Genomic DNA, 20001 nt, shown 5'->3' with positions numbered 1-20001 from the left:
TCATCCCAGCCGCAGCAGCAACGCGGAAGCCGCGCACACCAGCAGGAAGGGAATGCTGATGCGGTGAAACTCGCGCAGGCCGTGCGGCAATCTGGCAAGCCGCAATGCGATCAGGTTGGCCAGCGAGCCCAGCACGCACCCGAAGCCGCCCACGCTCACTCCCGCCGCCAGTGCCGGCAGGTCGCGCACATGGCCGTCGAGCAGGATCGCGGCCGGCACGTTGCTGATGAATTGCGAGGTGACGATGGCGGCCAGGTAGGCGCGCCATCCGTCGGTGATGGGCCAATGGTTCATCAGCGCCACGACGGCGGGCAGCTCGGCCAGCTGCCGCAGATCCACGAACATCAACGCGATGATCGCGAGCAGGGCCCAGTCGATGCCGCGCAGCACGCGCGGATACGACACCAGGAAAACGGCGAACACCACGCCCAGGCCTGCCAGCAGCCAATGCCGGTCCAGCGCGATCACGAAGCCGACGAACAGGACCCCCGCCAATGCCAGCAGGCGCGGCTGCACCGGCGTGGCCTCGGCTTCGGGCTTGAGCGCGATGGGCGTGCGCGGCACCAGCAGCCAGACCGCCGCGAAGAGCCAGAACAGCATCACGGCCACGGTCGGCAGCATCATTCCCATGAAGGCGACGAAGCTCTCGCCGGAGCGGTGCCACAGGTAGAGGTTCTGCGGGTTGCCGATGGGCGTGAGCGCCGAACCCGCATTGACGGCCAGCGCCTCGAGCACCACGAGCCGCGCGAGCGGCAGGTGCGCCTGGTTGGCAAGCACGCGCGTCAGCGGCACCAGCAGGAAGAGGCTCACGTCGTTGGTCACCAGCGCGGAGAGCAATGCGGCACTGGCAGTGAGCAGCAGCGCCAGGCTGCGCTGGCTGTGCGTGCGCGCGAGCAGGCGCTGGGCGGCGGCCTGCAGCATGCCGCTCTTTTCCACGCCCTGGGTGATGGCGAGCAGGCCCGCAAGCGCGCCCACGGTCTGCCAATCGACCAGCTTCAGCCAGTCCATGGGCGCACGCGGGCGCAGGAAGGCGAACAAGACCGCCACGGCGGCCAGCAGCCACAGCAGGCCGTTGCCGCCGCCGTGCTCGGACGGCGCCGCTGCCCGCGCTTCAGTGGCCGACGAGTTCACGCAGTTCGCGCTTGAGCACCTTGCCGATGGCGCTGCGCGGCAGTTCGTCGATGAAGCGCAGGCGCGCCAGGCGCTGCGTCTTGCCGAGCTGGGCGTTGGCCCATTGCAGCAGCGCTTCTTCGGTGGTGCCGTCGCCTTCACGGCGCACCACGAAAGCCACCGGCGTCTCGCCCCATTGCTCCGACGGCACGCCGACCACCGCGACGTCGGCCACGGCGGCATGGCCTCGCAGCACCGTCTCGAGGTCGCTCGGGTAGATGTTGAAGCCGCCGCTGATGATCATGTCCTTCTTGCGGTCGAACAGCGTCAGGAAGCCGTCGGCATCGAAGCGCCCGACGTCGCCGGTGCGGATGAAGCGCTTGCCGCTCGCGTCGAACCATTCGGCCTCGCGCGTCTTGGCGGGCTGGCGGTGGTAGCCGGTCATCATGCCGGCCGAATGGCCCACCACCTCGCCGGCCCGTTCGGTGTCGCCGCGCGGAATCTCGTGGTCGTCCTCGTCGATCAGCCGGATGTCGCTGCCCTCGGCCGGGCTCCCCACCGTGTGCAGCTTGTCGGGATGCAGGTGGGCTTCGAGAATGCAGGTGCCGCCGCCTTCGGTCATGCCGTAGAACTCGATCAGCCCGCCGGGCCAGCGCTCGAGCACATTGGCCTTGAGCGCGGCATTGAAGGGCGCGCTGGTGCTGAACTTGAAGCGGAACGACGCAAGGTCGTGTGCGTCGAAGCGCGGATGCGCCATCAGGCGCTGGTACTGCACGGGCACCAGCATCGTGTGCGTCACGCGGTGCTGCTCGGCCAGTTGCAGGTAGCCGAGCGCATCGAACTTCGGCATCAGCACCACGCAGCCACCGAAGGCGATGGTCGGGAAGAAAACCACCAGCGTGGTGTTGGAGTAAAGCGGTGTCGACAGCAGCGTGACCGTGTCCGCGCCGTACCCGTATTTGGCGCCACGCTGCACGTGGGCCCAGCGCATGCCATGGCCCTGCACAATGCCTTTTGGCTCGCCGGTGGTGCCGGAGGAATAGATGATGTTGAAGGGCCAGGAAGGTTGCGTTTCGACCGCGCTCGGCCGTGCACCCACGGGGGCCAGCCAACTCTCGAGACTCTGCCCGGCAGCGGAACCGTCGAGCGCCACGCGCGGAATGCCGCCTTCCTTCGGGGCGCCGACGACCTCGGCCGCCGAAGCGTCGGTGAAGAGGATGCGCGCATCGGCATCCTCGATCATGCGCGCCAGGCTGGCGGTGGTGGAGCCGGGCGCGAGCGGCGCGACCGCGACGCCCGCGCGCAAGGCACCCAGGAACACCGCCGCATAGTTCACCGAAGAAGACGCGCACACCGCGATCGCATCGCCGGGCTTGAGCCCTTCGCGCTGCAGGCTGGCCGCGATACGGTCCATCAGCGCGTCGAGAGCGCCGTAGGTCAGCGTGCGATGGGCGTCCGCGAGCGCGGCATGGTCGGGCGTGTGTTGCGCATGGAGGCGAACCAGATCGGCAATGGCGCCGAACTCGCGTTCCATCGCGGCTTGGATGGCAGGGTGCGTTTGCAAAATCGATCCTTCGTCTTGGCCAGCCGGCAGGATAGCGAAGAAGCCTCGGACCGGGTGAGCTACATGCGACGGCCCACCCGCCTTGCCGCCGACTGCCGCCTTACACGCCGGCGGCGTGCGCCTGCTGGTCCGCGTGATAGCTCGAACGCACCATCGCGCCCACCGCGGCGTGGCTGAAGCCCATCTTGTAGGCCTCTTCCTCGAACATCTTGAAGGTGTCGGGGTGCACGTAGCGGCGCACCGGCAGGTGCGAGCCCGACGGCGACAGGTACTGGCCGATGGTCAGCATCTCGATGTCGTGCGCGCGCATGTCGCGCATCACCTGCAGGATCTCTTCGTCGGTTTCGCCCAGGCCCACCATGATGCCGCTCTTGGTCGGCACATTGGGGTGCAGCGCCTTGAACTTCTTCAGCAGGTTGAGGCTGAACTGGTAGTCGCTGCCAGGGCGCGCTTCTTTGTAAAGGCGCGGCGCGGTCTCGAGGTTGTGGTTCATCACGTCCGGCGGCGCGGCCTTCAGGATGTCGAGCGCGCGGTCGTCGCGGCCGCGGAAGTCGGGCACCAGGATCTCGATCTGCGTCATCGGCGAGAGCTCGCGGATGTTCTGGATGCAATCGACGAAATGCTGGCTGCCGCCGTCGCGCAGGTCGTCGCGGTCGACGCTGGTGATCACCACGTACTTCAGCCGCAGCTTGGCGATGGTCTTGGCCAGGTTCAGCGGCTCGTCCTTGTCGAGCGGATCAGGGCGGCCGTGGCCCACGTCGCAGAACGGGCAGCGGCGCGTGCACTTGTCGCCCATGATCATGAAGGTGGCCGTGCCGTTGCCGAAGCATTCGCCGATGTTCGGGCACGAGGCTTCTTCGCAGACCGTGTGCAGGTTGCTCTCGCGCAGGATCTGCTTGATCTCGTAGAAGCGGGTGGTGGGGCTGCCGGCCTTCACGCGAATCCACTCGGGCTTCTTGAGCACTTCGCCCTGAACCACCTTGACGGGGATGCGCGACAGCTTGGCCGCGGCCTTCTGCTTGGCCAGCGGGTTGTAGTTTTCGGCGCTTTGTGCGTCCCGGACGACTTCGGTAGAGCTCATTGGATGCTAAGGCGCCAGGTAGGTTGTGAGCTTCTGGCTCAAGACCCGGGCAGCGTCTTCCCATGTGGTTTGAATGCCGATTGTAGAAAGATCGACCGTTTGCAGCCCCGCATAACCACACGGATTGATTCGCGAGAAGGGTTCGAGGTCCATGTCGACGTTGAGCGCGACTCCATGATAAGTGGCATGGCGGCTCACCTTGATGCCGAGCGCGGCGATCTTGCCGAGGCCCCGAAACGGGTCGCTGGCGGGCAGCGGGCCGGTCAGTGCCGCATGCGAGAACGGGTCGTCCAGGCGCACGTAGATGCCAGGCGCGCCCGGCACGCGGTGCCCCGTCACGCCGAAGTGGGCCAGCGTGCGCAGCACCGATTCCTCGATGCGGTAGACGTATTCCTTCACGTAGTAGCCCGCCCGCCGAAGGTCGATCAACGGATAGCCGACCACTTGGCCGGGCCCATGGAAGGTGACCTGGCCGCCGCGGTCGGTCTGTACCACGGGAATGTCGCCCGGGTTCAGGATGTGATCCTGCTTGCCTGCGAGGCCTTGCGTGAACACGGGGGCGTGCTCGCACATCCATAGCATGTCGGGCGTTTCCGGCTGGCGCTCGAGCGTGAACTGCTTCATCGCCGCAAAGGTCTCGGCATAGCCGACGCGGCCCAGCCAGCGCAGTGCGAGGGCGGTGCCCGCCGGGTGCTCTGCCAGCGTCATCAGGTCCAGCCTAGAGAACGACCTTGACCGACGGATGGGCCGACAGCGCTCGGTAGAGGTCGTCGAGCTGCTCGCGGCTGGTGGCGGTGACGGTGATGGTCACGCCCAGGTAGTTGCCCGCCTTGCTGTCGCGCAACTCGACCGTGGTGGCGTCGAAGGCCGGATCGAAGCGCTCTGCGATCTGGGTGATCGCATGCACGAGCCCGTCGACCTTGACGCCCATGACCTTGATCGGAAACTGCGAGGGATATTCGATCAGCGATTCCTTGCGCGGATCGGGAATGGGTGTGGTGACTGCGTCGGTGGTGTTCTCGGTCATGCCGGGGCTCCTTGCTTCTCAGCGTTGCGTTGCTTGGCCTCCTGGTAGGCCGCATACAAGCTCTTGTAGATGGGGCCGGGCCGGCCATTCCCAATGTCTTTGCCGTCGAGCGCGACGACGGGCAGCACTTCCTTGCTGGCCGAAGACAGGATCAGTTCGTCGGCACCGAACACTTCATCGCGCGACACGCGACGCAGCGCAAAGGGAATGCCGCCTTCCCGGCACAGGCGTTCGAGCAGGCCATAGCGGATGCCGGTGAGCACCAGGTTGTCCTTGGGTGGGCCGATCAGCACGCCGTCCTTCACGATCCATACGTTGCTCGACGAAGCCTCGCTGAGCCAGTCGCCGCGGAACATGACGGTCTCTGCCGCGCCGGCCTCGACACTGATCTGCCGGGAGAGCACGGCGCCCAGCAGGCTGGTGCTCTTGATGTGGGCCTTCTGCCAGCGGAAGTCGTCTGCAGTCACGCAGGTCACGCCCTTGGCGCGCACCGCATCGGACACCGGTGGCAGCGGGTTCACCATCACGAAGACGGTGGGCTTGAGGCCCTTGACCATCGCATGGTCGCGCGGCGCAACGCCGCGGGTGACCTGGAAGTAGACGGCTTGCGGTGCATCGCCGCCCGGGGCGATCAGGCGCATCACGATGTCGCGCCACTCGGCGAGCGTGAGCGGATCGACAATCTGCAACTCGGCCAGCGAACGATCGAGCCGCGCCATGTGTTCTTCGAAGCAGAAAGGCTGGCCACCATAGGCGGGAACGACTTCGTAGACGCCGTCGCCGAAAATGAAGCCACGATCGAGCACGCTGACCTTGGCATCCTTGACGGCGGTGTATTCGCCGTCGAGATAGCAGAGCGTGGTGGGGAGAGCGGCAGTGAGAGGGTGCATGAAGGAATTATGGTTGCGTGCGCCAAGTCGGGTTCTCGTCAGCTGACGAAGCCTCGATTTGCAACGGCGACAGTTCAAGTGGCCGGACGGGCTGGGTTTTTACTTATAATCAATGGCTTTGTAGAAATTCTGGGTCGTCATCCGGGCTTCATTCGAAATGAAAACAATCGCCCAAAAAGATGAAAGGGTCGCTGAAGACCTCGACACGGAATACAAGCCGTTGACCGCCGATGAGGCGCGTGAACTGCGTGCAAGGCATCCCTCGATTTCCCTTTGGTGGGTCATCGCGGGGCAGTTGGTTGTTGGTCTGCTGGTGGCTTTGGCCGCCTGGGGACTGACGGGGAGGCAAAATCTGGGTTGGTCCGCCGCTTACGGTGCGATCGCGGTGGTCATTCCTGCTGCGGTGTTCGCACGGGGGTTGACCGGCCGGTTTTCTTCCCTGAATCCGGGCACTGCGGTGGTTGGGTTCTTCCTGTGGGAAATGGTCAAGATGGCCTTGTCGCTTGCGATGTTGTTCGCGGCGCCAATGCTGATTACGGCGCTGAGCTGGCCTGCAATGCTGGTCGGTTTGGTGGTGACAATGAAGGCGGCCTGGTTGGCGGTGATGTTTTCGCCCCGGCGCCGGCAACATAGAGACGAGTAACTGAATGGCTGCTGAAAACGCTGCGGAACATGGTCAGACCGCGGGTGAATACATCATTCACCACTTGACGCACCTGCAAAGCTCCAAGCCTGGAGGTGTTGCGGACTTTTCGGTATTCAATTTCGACTCGCTCTTTTTCTCGATCGCGTTGGGCATGCTGGGTTGCTGGCTGCTCTGGCTCGCGGCCCGCAAGGCTACTTCGGGCGTTCCGGGGCGTTTTCAAGCGGCCGTCGAGCTCCTGGTCGAAATGGTCGACCAGCAGGCCAAGGGCATCGTGCACAACGCCACCAGCCGCAAGTTCGTCGCTCCGCTGGCGCTCACCATCTTCGTGTGGATCTTCCTGCTGAACGCAATGGACCTGTTCCCGGTCGATTTGTTCCCGGCAATCTGGGCCAAGATCTTCGGCATCGCCGGTGAAGACCCGCATCACGCCTACCTGCGCGTCGTGCCCACGGCCGACCTCTCGGTGACGATGGGCATGTCGGTTGCCGTGCTGCTGGTCTGCCTGTTCTACAACATCAAGATCAAGGGCCTCGGCGGCTGGGTGCACGAGCTCTTCACCGCGCCGTTCGGCAACCACTGGGCGCTGTACCCGTTCAATTTCGCCATGCAGATGATCGAGTTCGTCGCCAAGACCGTCTCGCACGGCATGCGTCTGTTCGGCAACATGTACGCCGGCGAACTGATCTTCCTGCTGATCGCCCTGATGGGCGGTGCCTTCACGCTGTCGGCCACCGGCATCGGCCTGGCCATCGGCCACATCATCGCGGGCACGGCCTGGGCCATCTTCCACATCCTGATCATCACGCTGCAAGCCTTCGTGTTCATGATGCTGGCGCTGGTCTACATCGGCCAGGCTCACGATCACCACTGATCGTTCGGTTTCGTTTTAGTTTTTTGTTTTCTCTTCAACCAAAGTCCTCTAGGAGTCATCATGGAAGTTATTAGCTTTGTTGCACTGGCCGCCGGCCTGATCATCGGTCTGGGCGCTGTGGGCGCATGTATCGGCATCGGCATCATGGGCAGCAAGTACCTCGAGTCGGCCGCACGTCAGCCCGAACTCATGGGTGAACTTCAAACCAAGATGTTCCTGCTGGCTGGTCTGATCGACGCTGCTTTCATTATCGGCACCGGTATCGCGCTGTGGTTCGCAACGGCCAACCCGTTCCTGGCTCAGATCGCCAACCTGCCGAAGTAAGTCTTTCTCGTCGGACCCGTGACGTCGTTCCCCTCCGTGGAATGGCTTCGCATTCAATCCCAAAGAGAGGGTGAAAAGTGAGCATTACCGGTACCCTGATCGTTCAGATGATCGTGTTCCTGATCCTGGTCGGGTTCACGATGAAGTTCGTGTGGCCGCCGATCGCGAAAGCGCTGGACGACCGCGCTGCGAAGATCGCCGAAGGCCTCGCTGCAGCCGACATGGCCAAGTCCGAGTTGTCCGCCGCCAACAAGCGCGTGGAAGCCGAACTGGGCCAGGCACGCAATGAGTCCGCGCAACGTCTTGCCGACGCCGAACGTCGCGCCCAGGCCATCGTTGAAGAGGCCAAGGCCCGCGCGACCGAAGAAGGCAACAAGATCGTTGCTGCTGCACGCGTCGAAGCCGACCAGCAGGCACTGAAGGCGCGCGAAGCACTGCGCGAGCAGGTTGCCGCACTGGCCGTCAAGGGCGCAGAGCAGATTCTGCGCAAGGAAGTGAATGCAGGCGTCCACGCCGATTTGCTCGCCCGTCTGCAGACCGAACTCTGATAGAAGCCATGGCAGAACTCGCCACCATTGCACGTCCCTACGCCGAGGCGCTTTTCAAGGCGTCGTCGTCCGACGTCGCCGGAACCAGCGCATGGCTCGACAAGGTGGCCGCCATCGCGGCCAGCCCGGAGCTACAGCAGTTCGCCGACAACCCCAAGGCCACGGCCGAGCAGGTTCTCGGTGTGGTCGCCGGCGCCTTCGGTGCACCGCTGACCGCCCACGCCCAGAACTTCCTGGGCGCGCTCCTGGACAACGGCCGTTTCTCGGTGCTGCCGGAAATTGCGAAGCAGTTCCGGGCACTGGCCAACGCGAAGAGCGGCTCGTCCGACGCCGTGGTCTACAGCGCCTTTCCCATCGATGCCGCGGTTCTGGCCAATGTGGCCGTCGCGCTCGAAAAGCGTTTCGGCCGCAAGCTGCAGGTCACGGTCCAGCAGGAGCCGGAACTGATCGGCGGCATTCGTGTGGTGGTCGGCGACGAGGTGCTCGACACCTCCGTCAAAGCGCGCCTTGAACAAATGAAAGTTGCGCTGGCGGCCTGACGGTCTTCAGCCCTCTACTTGTAGCCTCAAAGAAAGAAGGAAAGAGTCATGCAACTCAATCCCGCAGAAATTTCCGAACTGATCAAGAGCCGCATCGAGGGCCTTGGGGTCAGCGCCAACATCCGCAACGAGGGCACCGTCGTTTCGGTGACCGACGGCATCGTGCGCGTGCACGGCCTGTCCGATGCAATGCAGGGCGAAATGCTCGAGTTCCCGCCCACGGCAGACGGCACGCCGTCGTTCGGCCTGGCGCTGAACCTCGAGCGCGACTCGGTCGGCGCCGTGATTCTGGGCGAGTACGAGCACATCTCCGAAGGCGACACCGTCAAGTGCACGGGCCGCATCCTGGAAGTGCCCGTCGGCCCCGAGCTCATCGGCCGCGTGGTGAACGCCCTGGGCCAGCCGATCGACGGCAAGGGTCCGATCAACGCCAAGATGACCGACGTGATCGAAAAGGTCGCTCCGGGCGTGATCGCACGGAAGTCCGTCGACCAGCCGATGCAGACCGGCCTCAAGTCCATCGACTCGATGGTGCCGATCGGCCGTGGCCAGCGCGAGCTGATCATCGGCGACCGCCAGACCGGCAAGACCGCCGTGGCGATCGACGCGATCATCAACCAGAAGGGTCAGAACATGACCTGCGTCTACGTCGCGATCGGCCAGAAGGCTTCGTCGATCAAGAACGTGGTGCGTGCACTGGAGCAAGCCGGCGCGATGGACTACACCATCGTGGTGGCCGCATCGGCTTCCGAATCGGCAGCCATGCAATACGTGTCGGCCTACTCGGGCTGCACCATGGGCGAATACTTCCGCGACCGCGGCGAAGACGCGCTCATCGTCTATGACGACCTCTCCAAGCAAGCCGTGGCCTACCGCCAGGTCTCGCTGCTGCTGCGCCGCCCGCCAGGCCGCGAAGCCTACCCCGGCGACGTGTTCTATCTCCACAGCCGCCTGCTCGAACGCGCAGCCCGCGTGAACGCCGACTACGTCGAAGCCTTCACCAAGGGGGCCGTCAAGGGCAAGACCGGTTCGCTCACCGCGCTGCCAATCATCGAAACGCAGGCCGGCGACGTGTCCGCCTTCGTTCCGACCAACGTGATCTCGATCACCGACGGCCAGATCTTCCTGGAAACCAACCTGTTCAACGCCGGTATCCGTCCCGCCATCAACGCCGGTATCTCGGTGTCGCGCGTGGGTTCGTCGGCCCAGACCAAGGTCATCAAGGGCCTGTCGGGCGGTATCCGTACCGACCTCGCCCAGTACCGTGAACTGGCTGCGTTCGCGCAGTTCGCTTCCGACCTGGACGAAGCCACCCGCAAGCAGCTCGACCGCGGTGCCCGCGTGACCGAACTGCTGAAGCAGGCCCAGTACAGCCCGCTGCCCATCTCGCTGATGGGCGCCACGCTGTTCGCGGTGAACAAGGGTTTCATGGACGACCTCGACATCAAGAAGGTGCTGCCGTTCGAACACGGCCTGCACCAGTTCCTGAAGTCCAGCCATGCTGCGCTGCTCGACAAGATCGAAAAGGCCAAGGCGCTCGACAAGGACGCCGAAGCCGAGCTGACCGCCGCCATCACGTCGTTCAAGAAGTCGTTCGCCTGATCGGCCGGACAAGGAGCACTCATGGCAGCTGGTAAGGAAATCCGCGGCAAGATCAAATCGGTGGAAAACACCAAGAAGATCACCAAGGCCATGGAAATGGTCTCGGTTTCCAAGATGCGCAAGGCGCAAGAGCGCATGCGTGCCGCCCGCCCCTACAGCGAGAAAATTCGCAACATTGCGGCCAACCTGGGCAAGGCGAATCCCGAGTACACCCACGCGTTCATGAAGAAGAACGATGCCAAGGCCATCGGCTTCATCATCGTCACGAGCGACAAGGGACTGTGCGGTGGCTTGAACACCAACCTGCTGCGCGCCGTCACGGCAAAGCTGCGGGAAGCGCAGAGCGCGGGCATCGCCATCGACTCGGTGGCCATCGGCAGCAAGGGCCTGGGCTTCCTGAACCGCATCGGTGCGCGCGTGGTGGCCCATGTCACCCACTTGGGCGACACGCCTCACCTGGACAAGCTCATCGGGCCGGTCAAGACGCTGCTCGACGCCTATGCCGAGGGAAAGCTGTCGGCCGTGTACCTGTGCTACACCAAGTTCATCAACACGATCAAGCAGGAGCCGCTCGTCGAGCAGCTGCTGCCGCTGGCCGCAGACTCGCTGCAAGTCGAGGCGGGCCAGCATTCGTGGGACTACATCTACGAGCCCGATGCGCAGAGCGTGATCGACGAGCTGCTGGTGCGCTATGTGGAGTCGCTGGTCTACCAGGCCGTGGCCGAGAACATGGCGTCCGAGCACTCCGCCCGCATGGTGGCCATGAAGGCGGCAACGGACAACGCGGGCAACGTGATCAACGAGCTCAAGCTGGTCTACAACAAGACCCGCCAGGCAGGCATCACCAAGGAACTTTCGGAAATCGTGTCCGGCGCCGCTGCGGCCGCCGGTGTTTGATGAGGCAATGTACCGGGCCACATTGCCATTCGAGGCCCGCTCTGCGGGCCCGATAACCGAAGGCCTTTTTTAGGGGACTCTGCATAATGAAAAAACTTCTCGTTCTGGTGGCCATGGCCGCCGCGCTGACTGCCTGCTCCAAGAAGGAAGAGGCGCCCGTGGCACCGCCGGCACCCGCCGCCACGCCAGCACCGGCTCCCGCTCCGGCGGCGCCTGCGCCAGCTGCACCGCCGGCCGCAACCGCGCCGACGGCATCGGCCGCGGACCTGCCGCAAGAGTGCAACGACTACCTCGCCAAGGCACAGGCCTGCGCGTCCGCACAAAGCGGCGCAGCCGCCGATGCGATGAAGGCGAGCGTGGAGCAGACCAAGGCTGCCTGGGCTTCGTTGGGCACCGACAAGGCCGCACTGGGCCAGGCCTGCAAGGCTGCCAGCGATGCTTTCGCCGCGCAGGCGGCGGCAATGAAGTGCTGATCGGAAGAAGTATCTGAAATCAAGGGTGCCGGCCCGTCCGGCATTCTTGCAAAAGCGGCCCGCGATGGCACAAGGACGCTTCTGCAAGAACCTGTCGCAACATTATTGAGATCCAGAAGGAAACGCCATGGCTGAAGGAAAAATTGTCCAATGTATCGGCGCCGTGGTCGACGTGGAGTTCCCGCGTGACCAGATGCCCAAGGTGTATGACGCCTTGAAATTCGAAGGCGGCGGGCTGACCCTCGAAGTCCAGCAGCAGCTCGGCGACGGCGTGGTGCGCACCATTGCGCTCGGCTCGTCCGACGGCCTGCGCCGCGGCCTGATCGTGACCAACACCGGCGCGCCCATCACGGTGCCCGTCGGCAAGGCCACGCTGGGCCGCATCATGGACGTGCTCGGCCGTCCGATCGACGAGCGCGGCGAAGTGAGCCAAGACCTCACCGCTTCGATCCACCGCAAGGCTCCTGCCTACGACGAACTCTCGCCGTCGCAAGACCTGCTGGAAACCGGCATCAAGGTGATCGACCTGGTGTGCCCGTTCGCCAAGGGCGGCAAGGTGGGCCTGTTCGGCGGCGCCGGCGTGGGCAAGACCGTGAACATGATGGAACTCATCAACAACATCGCCAAGGCTCACTCGGGTCTGTCGGTGTTCGCCGGTGTGGGTGAACGTACCCGCGAAGGCAACGACTTTTATCACGAGATGGCCGACTCCGGCGTCGTGAACCTCGAGAAGCTCGAGGACTCGAAGGTGGCCATGGTCTACGGCCAGATGAACGAACCTCCGGGCAACCGTCTGCGCGTGGCGCTGACCGGCCTGACCATCGCCGAGTCGTTCCGCGACGAAGGCCGTGACGTGCTGTTCTTCGTGGACAACATCTACCGCTACACGCTGGCCGGTACCGAAGTGTCGGCTCTCTTGGGCCGCATGCCTTCCGCCGTGGGCTACCAGCCAACGCTGGCCGAGGAAATGGGTCGCCTGCAAGAGCGGATCACCTCGACCAAGGTCGGCTCGATCACCTCGATCCAGGCCGTGTACGTGCCAGCCGACGACTTGACCGACCCGTCGCCCGCCACGACCTTCGCTCACTTGGACTCGACCGTGGTGCTGTCGCGCGACATCGCTTCGCTCGGTATCTACCCCGCCGTGGACCCGCTGGACTCGACCTCGCGCCAGCTCGACCCGAACGTGGTCGGCGAAGAGCACTACAACGTGGCCCGCGCCGTGCAAGGCACGCTGCAGCGCTACAAGGAACTGCGCGACATCATCGCGATTCTGGGCATGGACGAACTGGCTCCCGACGACAAGCTCGCCGTGGCCCGCGCCCGCAAGATCCAGCGTTTCCTGTCGCAGCCGTTCCACGTGGCCGAAGTGTTCACGGGCTCGCCCGGCAAGTACGTGCCGCTGGCTGAAACCATCCGCGGCTTCAAGATGATCGTGAACGGCGAAGCCGACCACCTGCCGGAACAAGCGTTCTACATGGTCGGCGGTATCGACGAAGCGTTCGAAAAGGCCAAGAAGGTCGCGTAAAGCGGCGCGGTCGACCGCCTGGCTTCGTCGCCGTGCTCGCCGTACTTGTGTACGGCTGCGCGCGGCGCCTCACCAGACGGCCGACTGCTTGCTTTCCGATGTTCCTCCATAGAACGGCAAAGGAAAAAAGATGGCAAACACCATTCATGTGGACGTGGTCAGCGCGGAAGAGTCGATCTTCTCGGGCGAAGCCAAGTTCGTCGCGCTGCCCGGTGAAGCCGGTGAGCTCGGCATCTATCCGCGCCACACCCCGCTGATCACGCGCATCCGTCCGGGTGCGGTGCGCATCGAAACGGCCGACGGCGGCGAAGAGTTCGTCTTCGTGGCCGGCGGCATTCTCGAAGTGCAGCCCAACGCCGTCACCGTGCTGTCCGACACCGCCATCCGCGGCAAGGACCTCGACGACGAGAAGGCCAACAAGGCCAAGGCGGCTGCCGAGGAAGCGCTCAAGAACGCCAGGAGCGACATCGACATCGCCATGGCGCAATCCGAGCTGGCCGTCATGGCCGCCCAGATCGCGGCGCTGCGCAAGTACCGCCAGAAGAAGTAATTAAGCAAGCAAGCAAGCAAGAGCCAAGGCTCTCGCTCCGAAGAAGCCGCCTCCTAGGGCGGCTTTTTTTCGTCCGCGTTCTGTCGAGAGAACGGCTTCGATCTGAATTTGGTCGAAGTTCGGCCTTGTCCGGCTGAAGCCGCGCACCTAGTATTCCCATTCCGCCGATCGGCACCCACGGGGGGCGGTGGGCCAAAAAGAATATTGGAGACAGCGCGTGGCACCCTGGAGTGGCATCACTGCGGACGAAATGCGATTGCTGGAGACCACCTTCTGGTCGGCCGGCGGGTCGCGCCATGCCATGGCCGAGCAGCTCGGCTTCTCCAAGAGCAAGGCCAATGCGCTGATCGCGGGCCTCGTCGACCAGGGCCTCTTGGCCGAAGCCGGCCTGCAGCGCTCGTCGGGTGGACGGCGCGCCGAAAACCTCCAGCTTCACACCGGCCTGGGCGTGCTCGTGGGCATTGACATCGGCGCCACCAGCCTGGACGTCGCGGTGTTGCGTCCCGACCTCACCGTGCTGGCGCAGCACGATGAACCCGCCGACGTGCGCGAAGGCCCGGCGGTGGTGCTGGCGCGGGTGCGCGTGCTCATGCGCGAGCTGCTCGCGCGCTGCAACAGCGGCGCCAAGGACGTGCTCGGCATCGGCATCGGCGTGCCGGGCCCCGTCAATTTCGAGATCGGCCAGCTCGTGAACCCGCCGCTGATGCCGGCCTGGGACAGCTTCTCGATCCGCGACTACCTGCGGGAGGACTACGCCGCACCGGTCTTCGTCGACAACGACGTGAACCTGATGGCGCTCGGCGAGCTCTGGCGGCTGAAGCGCTCGCTCAACAACTTTCTCGTGATCAAGATCGGCACCGGCATCGGCTGCGGCATCGTCTGCCACGGCGAGGTCTATCGCGGCGCGGCCGGTTCGGCCGGCGACGTGGGGCACATCTGCGTCGACCAGGAGGGCCCGCGCTGCCATTGCGGCAACGTCGGCTGCGTCGAGGCCATGGCCGCGGGGCCGGCCATCACGCGCATGGCCGTGCAGGCGGCCGAAGCCGGTGAAAGCGCCTTGCTCGCCGAATGCCTGCGCGTGCATGGGCACATCGATGCCGTCGATGTGGGCCAGGCGAGCCGTGCCGGCGATACGGTCGCCAACGGCATCATCCAGCGCGCGGGCAACCTCATCGGCCAGATGCTGGCGTCGGTGGTGAATTTCTTCAATCCGTCGCATGTGTTCATTGGCGGCGGCATCACGCGCATCGGGCCGCTGTTTCTCGCGGCCGTGCGGCAGAGCGTCTACCAGCGCTCGCTCGCGCTCTCCACGCGGCACCTGGAAATCCAGTACACGCCACTGGGCGTGCAGGGCGGGCTGATCGGCGCCGGCGTGCTCGCGATGCACGAAACACTCAAAGTCCGCGGGGTGGCGCCATGACGGCACAAGCAGAAACCAAGGGAAGCGTCGCGGTCGAATTCGACGGCGTGGTGAAGGCCTTCGGCCCGGTGCAGGTGCTGCACGGCGTGAGCTTTTCGCTCGCGCCCGGACGCGTCTACGGATTGCTCGGCGAGAACGGTGCCGGCAAGTCGACGTTGATGAAGATTCTTGCGGGCTACGAGTCGCTCACCGGCGGCGCGCTGCGCATCAACGGCGAGCCCCGGCACTTCACGAGTTCGCGCGATGCCGAGGCGCTGGGCATCGTGCTGATTCACCAGGAGTTCAATCTTGCCGAAGACCTGAGCGTGGCGCAGAACATCTTCCTCGGCCATGAAAAGAAGAAGGGCTGGCTGCTCGACGATGCGACGATGGAACGCGATGCTGCGGCAGCGCTCGCCGCCGTGGGCCTGCAGGTCGATCCGCGTACCAAGGTGCGGCGGCTCATCGTTGCCGAGAAGCAGTTGGTCGAAATCGCCAAGGCCATCGCGCGCCGTGCACGTCTGCTCATCATGGACGAGCCCACCGCCACGCTCACGCCCGGCGAGACCGAGCGGCTCTTCAAGCTCATTGCGCAGCTGCGCGCCGACGGCGTGACCATCGTCTACATCTCGCACAAGCTCGACGAGGTCGAGCAGGTGACCGACGAGGTGATCGTGATGCGTGACGGCCGCTTCGTTGCGCGCGCACCCACGCCCCAGGTCACGCGCCACCAGATGGCCAACCTCATGGTGGGCCGCGAACTCGCCGACCTGTACCCGCCGCGCGACGTGGTGGTGGCGGCCGATGCGCCCGCCATGCGCGTGCGCAACTTCAGCGTGCCCGGTTGGGCGCACGACGTCGGCTTCGAGGTGCGCCCCGGCGAGATCCTCGGCTTTGCGGGCCTTGTCGGCGCCGGCCGCACCGAGCTGTTCGAAGGCCTTCTGGGCCTTCGGCCCGCCAGTGGCCATGTCGAGATGCTCGGCAAGCCGGTGCCGCACCAGACGGGTTGGCGCAATCCGCGCGATGCGGCGCGGCACGGCCTCACCTACCTGAGCGAAGATCGCAAGGGCAAGGGCCTGCACGTGAACTTCGGCCTGCGCCAGAACCTCACGCTGATGGCGCTCGAGCGCTATGCCCAGCCCTGGCTCCAGCCCGAAGCCGAACGCGGCGCGCTGGCCGAGGCCGTGAAGGACTACGGCATCCGCACCGGCTCGCTCGACGTCAAGGCATCTTCGCTCTCGGGCGGCAACCAGCAGAAGCTCGCGCTCGCCAAGGTGCTGCAGCCCAGGCCCAAGGTGGTGGTGCTCGACGAGCCCACGCGCGGTGTCGACATCGGCGCCAAGCGCGACATCTACTTTTTGATCCAGCGACTCGCCCGCGAAGGGCTCGCGGTGATCGTCGTCTCGTCGGAGCTGATGGAACTCATCGGCCTGTGCCACCGCGTGGCGGTGATGCGCGCGGGCCGCCTCGTCGCCACGCTCAATGCCGACCATTTGACAGAAGAGGAGCTCATCGCTCATGCCACCGGAACAGCAGACATCCACGCCGCAGCCTGAAGCCGCGCAACACCGCGGCGAAAGCAAGCCGCGCTGGACCGAGCGCCTGCACGGCCTCGGCCCGGTCATCGGCCTCGTGCTGCTGTGCATCGGCGGCACGCTGCTGAACAGCGACTTCGCCACCGTCGACAACGCCATGAACGTGCTCACACGCACCGCCTTCATCGGCATCATCGCGGTCGGCATGTGCTTCGTGATCATCTCGGGCGGCATCGACCTCTCGGTGGGCTCGATGGCGGCGCTCATCGCGGGCAGCGTGATCATGTTCATCAACTGGGCCGGGCCGGCCTCGGGCTCGCCGCTCATGGCGGTGGTGATGGGCGCGGTGCTCGCGGTGGTGCTGGGCGCGCTGTTCGGCCTTGCGCACGGGCTCCTGATCACCAAGGGACGCATCGAGCCCTTCATCGTGACGCTGGGCACGCTCGGCATCTTTCGCGCCTACCTCACGTACTTTGCCGACGGCGGCGCGCTCACGCTCGACAACGATTTGTCGGACCTCTATGCGCCGGTGTACTACGCCAGCCTCGCGGGCATTCCGGTGCCGGTATGGGTGTTCGTGGTCGTCGCGATCATCGGCGGCGTCATCTTGAACCGCACGGCCTACGGGCGCTACGTGCAGGCCATCGGATCGAACGAACAGGTGGCGCGCTACGCGGCGGTGGACGTCGACCGCGTGAAGATCCTCACCTACGTGCTCCTCGGCGTCTGCGTGGGCATTGCCACGCTGCTGTACGTGCCGCGCCTGGGTTCCGCATCGCCGACCACCGGCCTCCTGTGGGAGCTCGAGGCGATTGCCGCGGTGATCGTCGGCGGCACCGCGCTCAAGGGCGGCGCGGGCAGCATCACCGGCACCGTGGTGGGCGCCATCCTGCTCTCGGTCATCAGCAACATCCTGAACCTCACCAGCATCATCAGCGTGTACCTCAACGCCGCGGTGCAGGGCTTCGTGATCATCATCGTCGCGTTCCTCCAGAGAGGACGCCGCTAGGCCGTTCCCGTTCCAATCCATCAACCACAAGGAGACATCCAGCATGACAAGCTTCACACGTCGCATCGCACTCACGGCCGTGGCGGCCGCGGCGCTCGCGAGCCTGCCGGCATTCGCCGCCGAGAAAGTGAACCTCGGCGTTTCGATTCCCGCGGCCACGCACAGCTTCATGGGCGGCATCAACTACTGGGCCAACCAGGCGAAGAAGGATCTGGAGAAGGAACACAAGGACCTGAAGATCACGATCAAGACCGCGGCCAACGCGCCCGAGCAGGCGAACCAGCTGCAAGACCTCTCGACCGTCACCAAGATCAACGCCCTCGTGGTGTTCCCGTTCGAGTCGGCCGCGCTGACCAAGCCGGTGGCGCAGGTCAAGGCCAAGGGCGCCTACGTGACCGTGGTCGATCGCGGCCTCACCGACACCAGCGCGCAAGACGCCTACGTGGCCGGTGACAACACCGCCTTCGGCCGCATCCCGGCCGAGTACATCGCAAAGCAACTCGGCGGCAAGGGCAACGTGGTCGCCCTGCGCGGCATTGCCACGACGCTCGACAACGAGCGCATGGACGCCTTCAATGCAGTGCTGAAGAACTATCCCGACATCAAGCTGCTCGACGCCAAGTACGCCAACTGGAACCGCGACGACGCCTTCAAGGTCACCCAGGACTACCTCACGCGCTTCAAGAACATCGACGCCATCTGGGCGGCCGACGACGACATGGCCGTGGGCGTGCTCAAGGCCATCGAGCAGGCCAAGCGCGACGACATCAAGATCGTCTTTGGCGGCGCGGGCGCCAAGGGCATGGTCAAGACCATCATGGACGGCAAGGACAAGCGCATTGGCGCCGACGTGAGCTATTCGCCCAAGTTCATCTACGACGCGATCAAGCTCACGGCCGAAGCGCGGCTGAAGGGCGAGAAGCTGCCCGCGACCACGATCATTCCTTCGGTGCTGATCACCAAGGAAAACGCGAAAGATTTCTACCACCCGAACTCGCCGTTCTGAGCTGCCTTGCTCCCTCTCCCCTCGGGGAGAGGGTTGGGGTGAGGGCAGCGGCCATGGCATAGGCAGCGTGCTCGTAAACGCCCATGCCCTCACCCTAGCCCTCTCCCAGAGGGAGAGGGGACAGTTTCCAGGGATCTCCTACCGATGACTGATCAACCTCTTCGCAAGCTGCGCTGCGCCATGGTGGGCGGCGGCCGCGACGCCTTCATCGGCGCCGTGCACCGCAAGGCCATGGCGCTCGACGGGCAGATCGAGCTCGTGGCCGGCGCGCTGTCGTCGAGCCCCGGGAAGGCGCGCGCCTCGGGCCGCGACCTCGGCCTGGCGGACGACCGCAACCACGGCGACTGGCAGTCGCTCCTGGCCGACGAGCTCCAGCGCCCGCCGGAGGAGCGCATCGACTTCGTCTCGATCGTCACGCCCAACCATGTGCACTTTCCGGTGGCAGAGGCCTTTGCGGAAGCGGGCTTTCACGTGGTGTGCGACAAGCCGCTGGTGCACACGCGCGAACAGGCCGATGCACTGGTGGCCGCCGTCGCAAGACAGGGCACGGTGTTCGGCGTCACCTACAACTACACCGGCTACCCGATGGTGCGGCAGGCGCGCGAGATGGTCCGCTCGGGCCAGCTCGGCGAGCTGCGCAAGGTGGTGGTCGAATACAACCAGGGCTGGCTCGCGAGCCACGTCGAAGGCAGCGGCAGCAACAAGCAGGCCGACTGGCGCACCGACCCCGCGCGCAGCGGCGCGGCCGGCGCCATCGGCGACATCGGCTCGCATGCCGAGAACCTCGTCGCAAGTGTCACCGGCCTGGAGATCGAAAGCCTCTGCGCCGACCTGAGCGCGCTGGTGCCGGGCCGCATGCTCGACGACGACGGCAGCCTGCTGCTGCGCTTCAAGGGCGGCGCGCGCGGCGTGCTGATCGCCTCGCAGATCAACACCGGCCTGGAGAACGATCTGCGCCTGCGCGTCTCCGGCGCGCTGGGCACCCTCGAATGGCGCCAGGAGCGGCCGAGCGAGCTGCTGCACCTGCTGCACGACGGCCCCAAGCGCATCCTCACGCGCGGCTCGCCGTGGCTTTGCGAATCGGCGCAGCGCGCGAGCCGGCTGCCCGCGGGGCACCCCGAAGGCTTCATCGAGGCCTTTGCCAACATCTACGGCGGCGTGGTGGCCGACATCCGCGCGCGGCTCGCGGGCATTGCAGCCGATCCGCTCGCGGCCGACTACCCACGCGTGGAAGACGGCGCGCGAGGTGTCCGGTTCATCGAGCGCACGGTGGCCTCGTCCGCGAGCGAGGCCAAGTGGACGGCCTGGTGAGGCTGCGCGTCGGGCCCTCACGCGCATCGAGCTCGCTGTAGGTGGCCTCCCACAGTTGAATCTGCCCTGGACTGCTGGCTTGCCACGGCAG

Annotated in this window: 21 protein-coding genes; 15 read left to right on the top strand and 6 right to left on the bottom strand. The window is 65.2% G+C overall.

Translation table 11 applies throughout. From position 1 onward, the window contains the following. The 6 genes from ACJ7Z0_RS13890 to ACJ7Z0_RS13865 all read right to left on the bottom strand — a co-directional run bounded on the left by ACJ7Z0_RS13890 (position 1) and on the right by ACJ7Z0_RS13865 (position 5672). Positions 1-1131 carry an SLC13 family permease gene (locus ACJ7Z0_RS13890; protein ID WP_434790312.1) on the bottom strand — a complete coding sequence of 377 codons (1131 nt, stop codon included), beginning with the start codon at positions 1129-1131 and terminating at the stop codon, positions 1-3. Continuing rightward, positions 1112-2644: a class I adenylate-forming enzyme family protein gene (locus ACJ7Z0_RS13885; RefSeq protein ID WP_434792662.1), complete on the bottom strand. Its 1533-nt coding sequence runs from the start codon at positions 2642-2644 to the stop codon at positions 1112-1114. Before ACJ7Z0_RS13885 ends, ACJ7Z0_RS13890 begins: the two co-directional genes overlap by 20 nt. A gap of 130 nt (positions 2645-2774) precedes the next feature. Next, positions 2775-3755 carry a lipoyl synthase gene (gene lipA, locus ACJ7Z0_RS13880; RefSeq protein WP_434790311.1) on the bottom strand — a complete coding sequence of 327 codons (981 nt, stop codon included), beginning with the start codon at positions 3753-3755 and terminating at the stop codon, positions 2775-2777. Between the two features lie 6 nt (positions 3756-3761). After that, complete coding sequence (gene lipB / locus ACJ7Z0_RS13875) at positions 3762-4463, bottom strand: lipoyl(octanoyl) transferase LipB (RefSeq protein WP_434790310.1); 702 nt, start codon at positions 4461-4463, stop codon at positions 3762-3764. Between the two features lie 10 nt (positions 4464-4473). After that, positions 4474-4782 carry a YbeD family protein gene (locus tag ACJ7Z0_RS13870; protein WP_434790309.1) on the bottom strand — a complete coding sequence of 103 codons (309 nt, stop codon included), beginning with the start codon at positions 4780-4782 and terminating at the stop codon, positions 4474-4476. Further along, positions 4779-5672: a D-amino acid aminotransferase gene (locus ACJ7Z0_RS13865; protein WP_434790308.1), complete on the bottom strand. Its 894-nt coding sequence runs from the start codon at positions 5670-5672 to the stop codon at positions 4779-4781. The genes ACJ7Z0_RS13870 and ACJ7Z0_RS13865 overlap by 4 nt, the downstream gene beginning before the upstream one ends. Positions 5673-5829: 157 nt before the next feature. Here ACJ7Z0_RS13865 and ACJ7Z0_RS13860 point away from each other — a divergent pair, with 157 nt between their 5' ends. From ACJ7Z0_RS13860 to ACJ7Z0_RS13790, 15 genes are all read left to right on the top strand, one after another. Further along, positions 5830-6315: an ATP synthase subunit I gene (locus ACJ7Z0_RS13860; protein WP_434790307.1), complete on the top strand. Its 486-nt coding sequence runs from the start codon at positions 5830-5832 to the stop codon at positions 6313-6315. Positions 6316-6319: 4 nt separating this feature from the next. Next, on the top strand, positions 6320-7189 hold the full coding sequence (gene atpB / locus ACJ7Z0_RS13855; protein ID WP_093017239.1) for a F0F1 ATP synthase subunit A: 870 nt from the start codon (positions 6320-6322) through the stop codon (positions 7187-7189). Between the two features lie 60 nt (positions 7190-7249). Continuing rightward, the gene (gene atpE, locus ACJ7Z0_RS13850; RefSeq protein ID WP_007830191.1) at positions 7250-7513 is read left to right on the top strand and encodes a F0F1 ATP synthase subunit C; all 264 of its coding nucleotides are present in this window, start codon (positions 7250-7252) and stop codon (positions 7511-7513) included. Between the two features lie 77 nt (positions 7514-7590). Then, positions 7591-8061 (top strand): F0F1 ATP synthase subunit B, encoded by a 471-nt coding sequence (locus ACJ7Z0_RS13845; RefSeq protein ID WP_055807994.1) that lies wholly within the window; start codon positions 7591-7593, stop codon positions 8059-8061. Positions 8062-8069: 8 nt separating this feature from the next. Then, complete coding sequence (locus ACJ7Z0_RS13840; RefSeq protein ID WP_055807996.1) at positions 8070-8600, top strand: F0F1 ATP synthase subunit delta; 531 nt, start codon at positions 8070-8072, stop codon at positions 8598-8600. A 48-nt stretch (positions 8601-8648) separates the two neighbouring features. Beyond that, positions 8649-10202 carry a F0F1 ATP synthase subunit alpha gene (atpA, locus tag ACJ7Z0_RS13835; RefSeq protein ID WP_055807998.1) on the top strand — a complete coding sequence of 518 codons (1554 nt, stop codon included), beginning with the start codon at positions 8649-8651 and terminating at the stop codon, positions 10200-10202. A gap of 21 nt (positions 10203-10223) precedes the next feature. Continuing rightward, the gene (atpG, locus tag ACJ7Z0_RS13830) at positions 10224-11099 is read left to right on the top strand and encodes a F0F1 ATP synthase subunit gamma (protein WP_055807999.1); all 876 of its coding nucleotides are present in this window, start codon (positions 10224-10226) and stop codon (positions 11097-11099) included. Between the two features lie 86 nt (positions 11100-11185). Beyond that, positions 11186-11572 carry a hypothetical protein gene (locus tag ACJ7Z0_RS13825; protein ID WP_434790306.1) on the top strand — a complete coding sequence of 129 codons (387 nt, stop codon included), beginning with the start codon at positions 11186-11188 and terminating at the stop codon, positions 11570-11572. Between the two features lie 127 nt (positions 11573-11699). Continuing rightward, complete coding sequence (gene atpD, locus ACJ7Z0_RS13820; RefSeq protein ID WP_055808003.1) at positions 11700-13100, top strand: F0F1 ATP synthase subunit beta; 1401 nt, start codon at positions 11700-11702, stop codon at positions 13098-13100. A 130-nt stretch (positions 13101-13230) separates the two neighbouring features. Next, a complete protein-coding gene (locus ACJ7Z0_RS13815) occupies positions 13231-13650 on the top strand; it encodes a F0F1 ATP synthase subunit epsilon (protein WP_093017231.1) in 420 nt (139 codons plus the stop codon). Positions 13651-13900: 250 nt separating this feature from the next. Further along, positions 13901-15070 carry an ROK family protein gene (locus tag ACJ7Z0_RS13810; RefSeq protein ID WP_434792661.1) on the top strand — a complete coding sequence of 390 codons (1170 nt, stop codon included), beginning with the start codon at positions 13901-13903 and terminating at the stop codon, positions 15068-15070. Continuing rightward, entirely contained in the window at positions 15067-16605 is a 1539-nt protein-coding gene (locus ACJ7Z0_RS13805) for a sugar ABC transporter ATP-binding protein (protein ID WP_434790305.1), read from the top strand. Before ACJ7Z0_RS13810 ends, ACJ7Z0_RS13805 begins: the two co-directional genes overlap by 4 nt. Beyond that, positions 16568-17593: an ABC transporter permease gene (locus tag ACJ7Z0_RS13800; protein ID WP_434790304.1), complete on the top strand. Its 1026-nt coding sequence runs from the start codon at positions 16568-16570 to the stop codon at positions 17591-17593. The genes ACJ7Z0_RS13805 and ACJ7Z0_RS13800 overlap by 38 nt, the downstream gene beginning before the upstream one ends. Before the next feature lie 43 nt (positions 17594-17636). Then, positions 17637-18599: a substrate-binding domain-containing protein gene (locus tag ACJ7Z0_RS13795; RefSeq protein ID WP_431126944.1), complete on the top strand. Its 963-nt coding sequence runs from the start codon at positions 17637-17639 to the stop codon at positions 18597-18599. Positions 18600-18743: 144 nt separating this feature from the next. Next, complete coding sequence (locus ACJ7Z0_RS13790) at positions 18744-19910, top strand: Gfo/Idh/MocA family protein (RefSeq protein WP_434790303.1); 1167 nt, start codon at positions 18744-18746, stop codon at positions 19908-19910. The last annotated feature ends 91 nt before the right edge of the window (positions 19911-20001 follow it).

It is taken from the genome of Variovorax palleresanus, from assembly GCF_051144945.1.
GTDB lineage: Bacteria > Pseudomonadota > Gammaproteobacteria > Burkholderiales > Burkholderiaceae_C > Variovorax > Variovorax paradoxus_S.
This window is presented reverse-complemented; position numbering and strand designations above follow the sequence as displayed.

What these genes read in the sequence shown, in the direction of transcription:
- atpB (WP_093017239.1), top strand. Translation starts at nt 6,320, where the DNA reads ATGGCTGCTGAAAACGCTGCGGAACATGGTCAGACCGCGGGTGAATAC.
- ACJ7Z0_RS13865 (WP_434790308.1), bottom strand. Translation starts at nt 5,672, where the DNA reads ATGCACCCTCTCACTGCCGCTCTCCCCACCACGCTCTGCTATCTCGAC.
- atpG (WP_055807999.1), top strand. Translation starts at nt 10,224, where the DNA reads ATGGCAGCTGGTAAGGAAATCCGCGGCAAGATCAAATCGGTGGAAAAC.
- atpA (WP_055807998.1), top strand. Translation starts at nt 8,649, where the DNA reads ATGCAACTCAATCCCGCAGAAATTTCCGAACTGATCAAGAGCCGCATC.
- ACJ7Z0_RS13795 (WP_431126944.1), top strand. Translation starts at nt 17,637, where the DNA reads ATGACAAGCTTCACACGTCGCATCGCACTCACGGCCGTGGCGGCCGCG.
- ACJ7Z0_RS13790 (WP_434790303.1), top strand. Translation starts at nt 18,744, where the DNA reads ATGACTGATCAACCTCTTCGCAAGCTGCGCTGCGCCATGGTGGGCGGC.
- ACJ7Z0_RS13840 (WP_055807996.1), top strand. Translation starts at nt 8,070, where the DNA reads ATGGCAGAACTCGCCACCATTGCACGTCCCTACGCCGAGGCGCTTTTC.
- ACJ7Z0_RS13815 (WP_093017231.1), top strand. Translation starts at nt 13,231, where the DNA reads ATGGCAAACACCATTCATGTGGACGTGGTCAGCGCGGAAGAGTCGATC.
- lipA (WP_434790311.1), bottom strand. Translation starts at nt 3,755, where the DNA reads ATGAGCTCTACCGAAGTCGTCCGGGACGCACAAAGCGCCGAAAACTAC.
- lipB (WP_434790310.1), bottom strand. Translation starts at nt 4,463, where the DNA reads ATGACGCTGGCAGAGCACCCGGCGGGCACCGCCCTCGCACTGCGCTGG.
- ACJ7Z0_RS13870 (WP_434790309.1), bottom strand. Translation starts at nt 4,782, where the DNA reads ATGACCGAGAACACCACCGACGCAGTCACCACACCCATTCCCGATCCG.
- atpD (WP_055808003.1), top strand. Translation starts at nt 11,700, where the DNA reads ATGGCTGAAGGAAAAATTGTCCAATGTATCGGCGCCGTGGTCGACGTG.
- ACJ7Z0_RS13885 (WP_434792662.1), bottom strand. Translation starts at nt 2,644, where the DNA reads ATGGAACGCGAGTTCGGCGCCATTGCCGATCTGGTTCGCCTCCATGCG.
- ACJ7Z0_RS13810 (WP_434792661.1), top strand. Translation starts at nt 13,901, where the DNA reads ATGCGATTGCTGGAGACCACCTTCTGGTCGGCCGGCGGGTCGCGCCAT.
- ACJ7Z0_RS13800 (WP_434790304.1), top strand. Translation starts at nt 16,568, where the DNA reads ATGCCACCGGAACAGCAGACATCCACGCCGCAGCCTGAAGCCGCGCAA.
- ACJ7Z0_RS13860 (WP_434790307.1), top strand. Translation starts at nt 5,830, where the DNA reads ATGAAAACAATCGCCCAAAAAGATGAAAGGGTCGCTGAAGACCTCGAC.
- atpE (WP_007830191.1), top strand. Translation starts at nt 7,250, where the DNA reads ATGGAAGTTATTAGCTTTGTTGCACTGGCCGCCGGCCTGATCATCGGT.
- ACJ7Z0_RS13805 (WP_434790305.1), top strand. Translation starts at nt 15,067, where the DNA reads ATGACGGCACAAGCAGAAACCAAGGGAAGCGTCGCGGTCGAATTCGAC.
- ACJ7Z0_RS13825 (WP_434790306.1), top strand. Translation starts at nt 11,186, where the DNA reads ATGAAAAAACTTCTCGTTCTGGTGGCCATGGCCGCCGCGCTGACTGCC.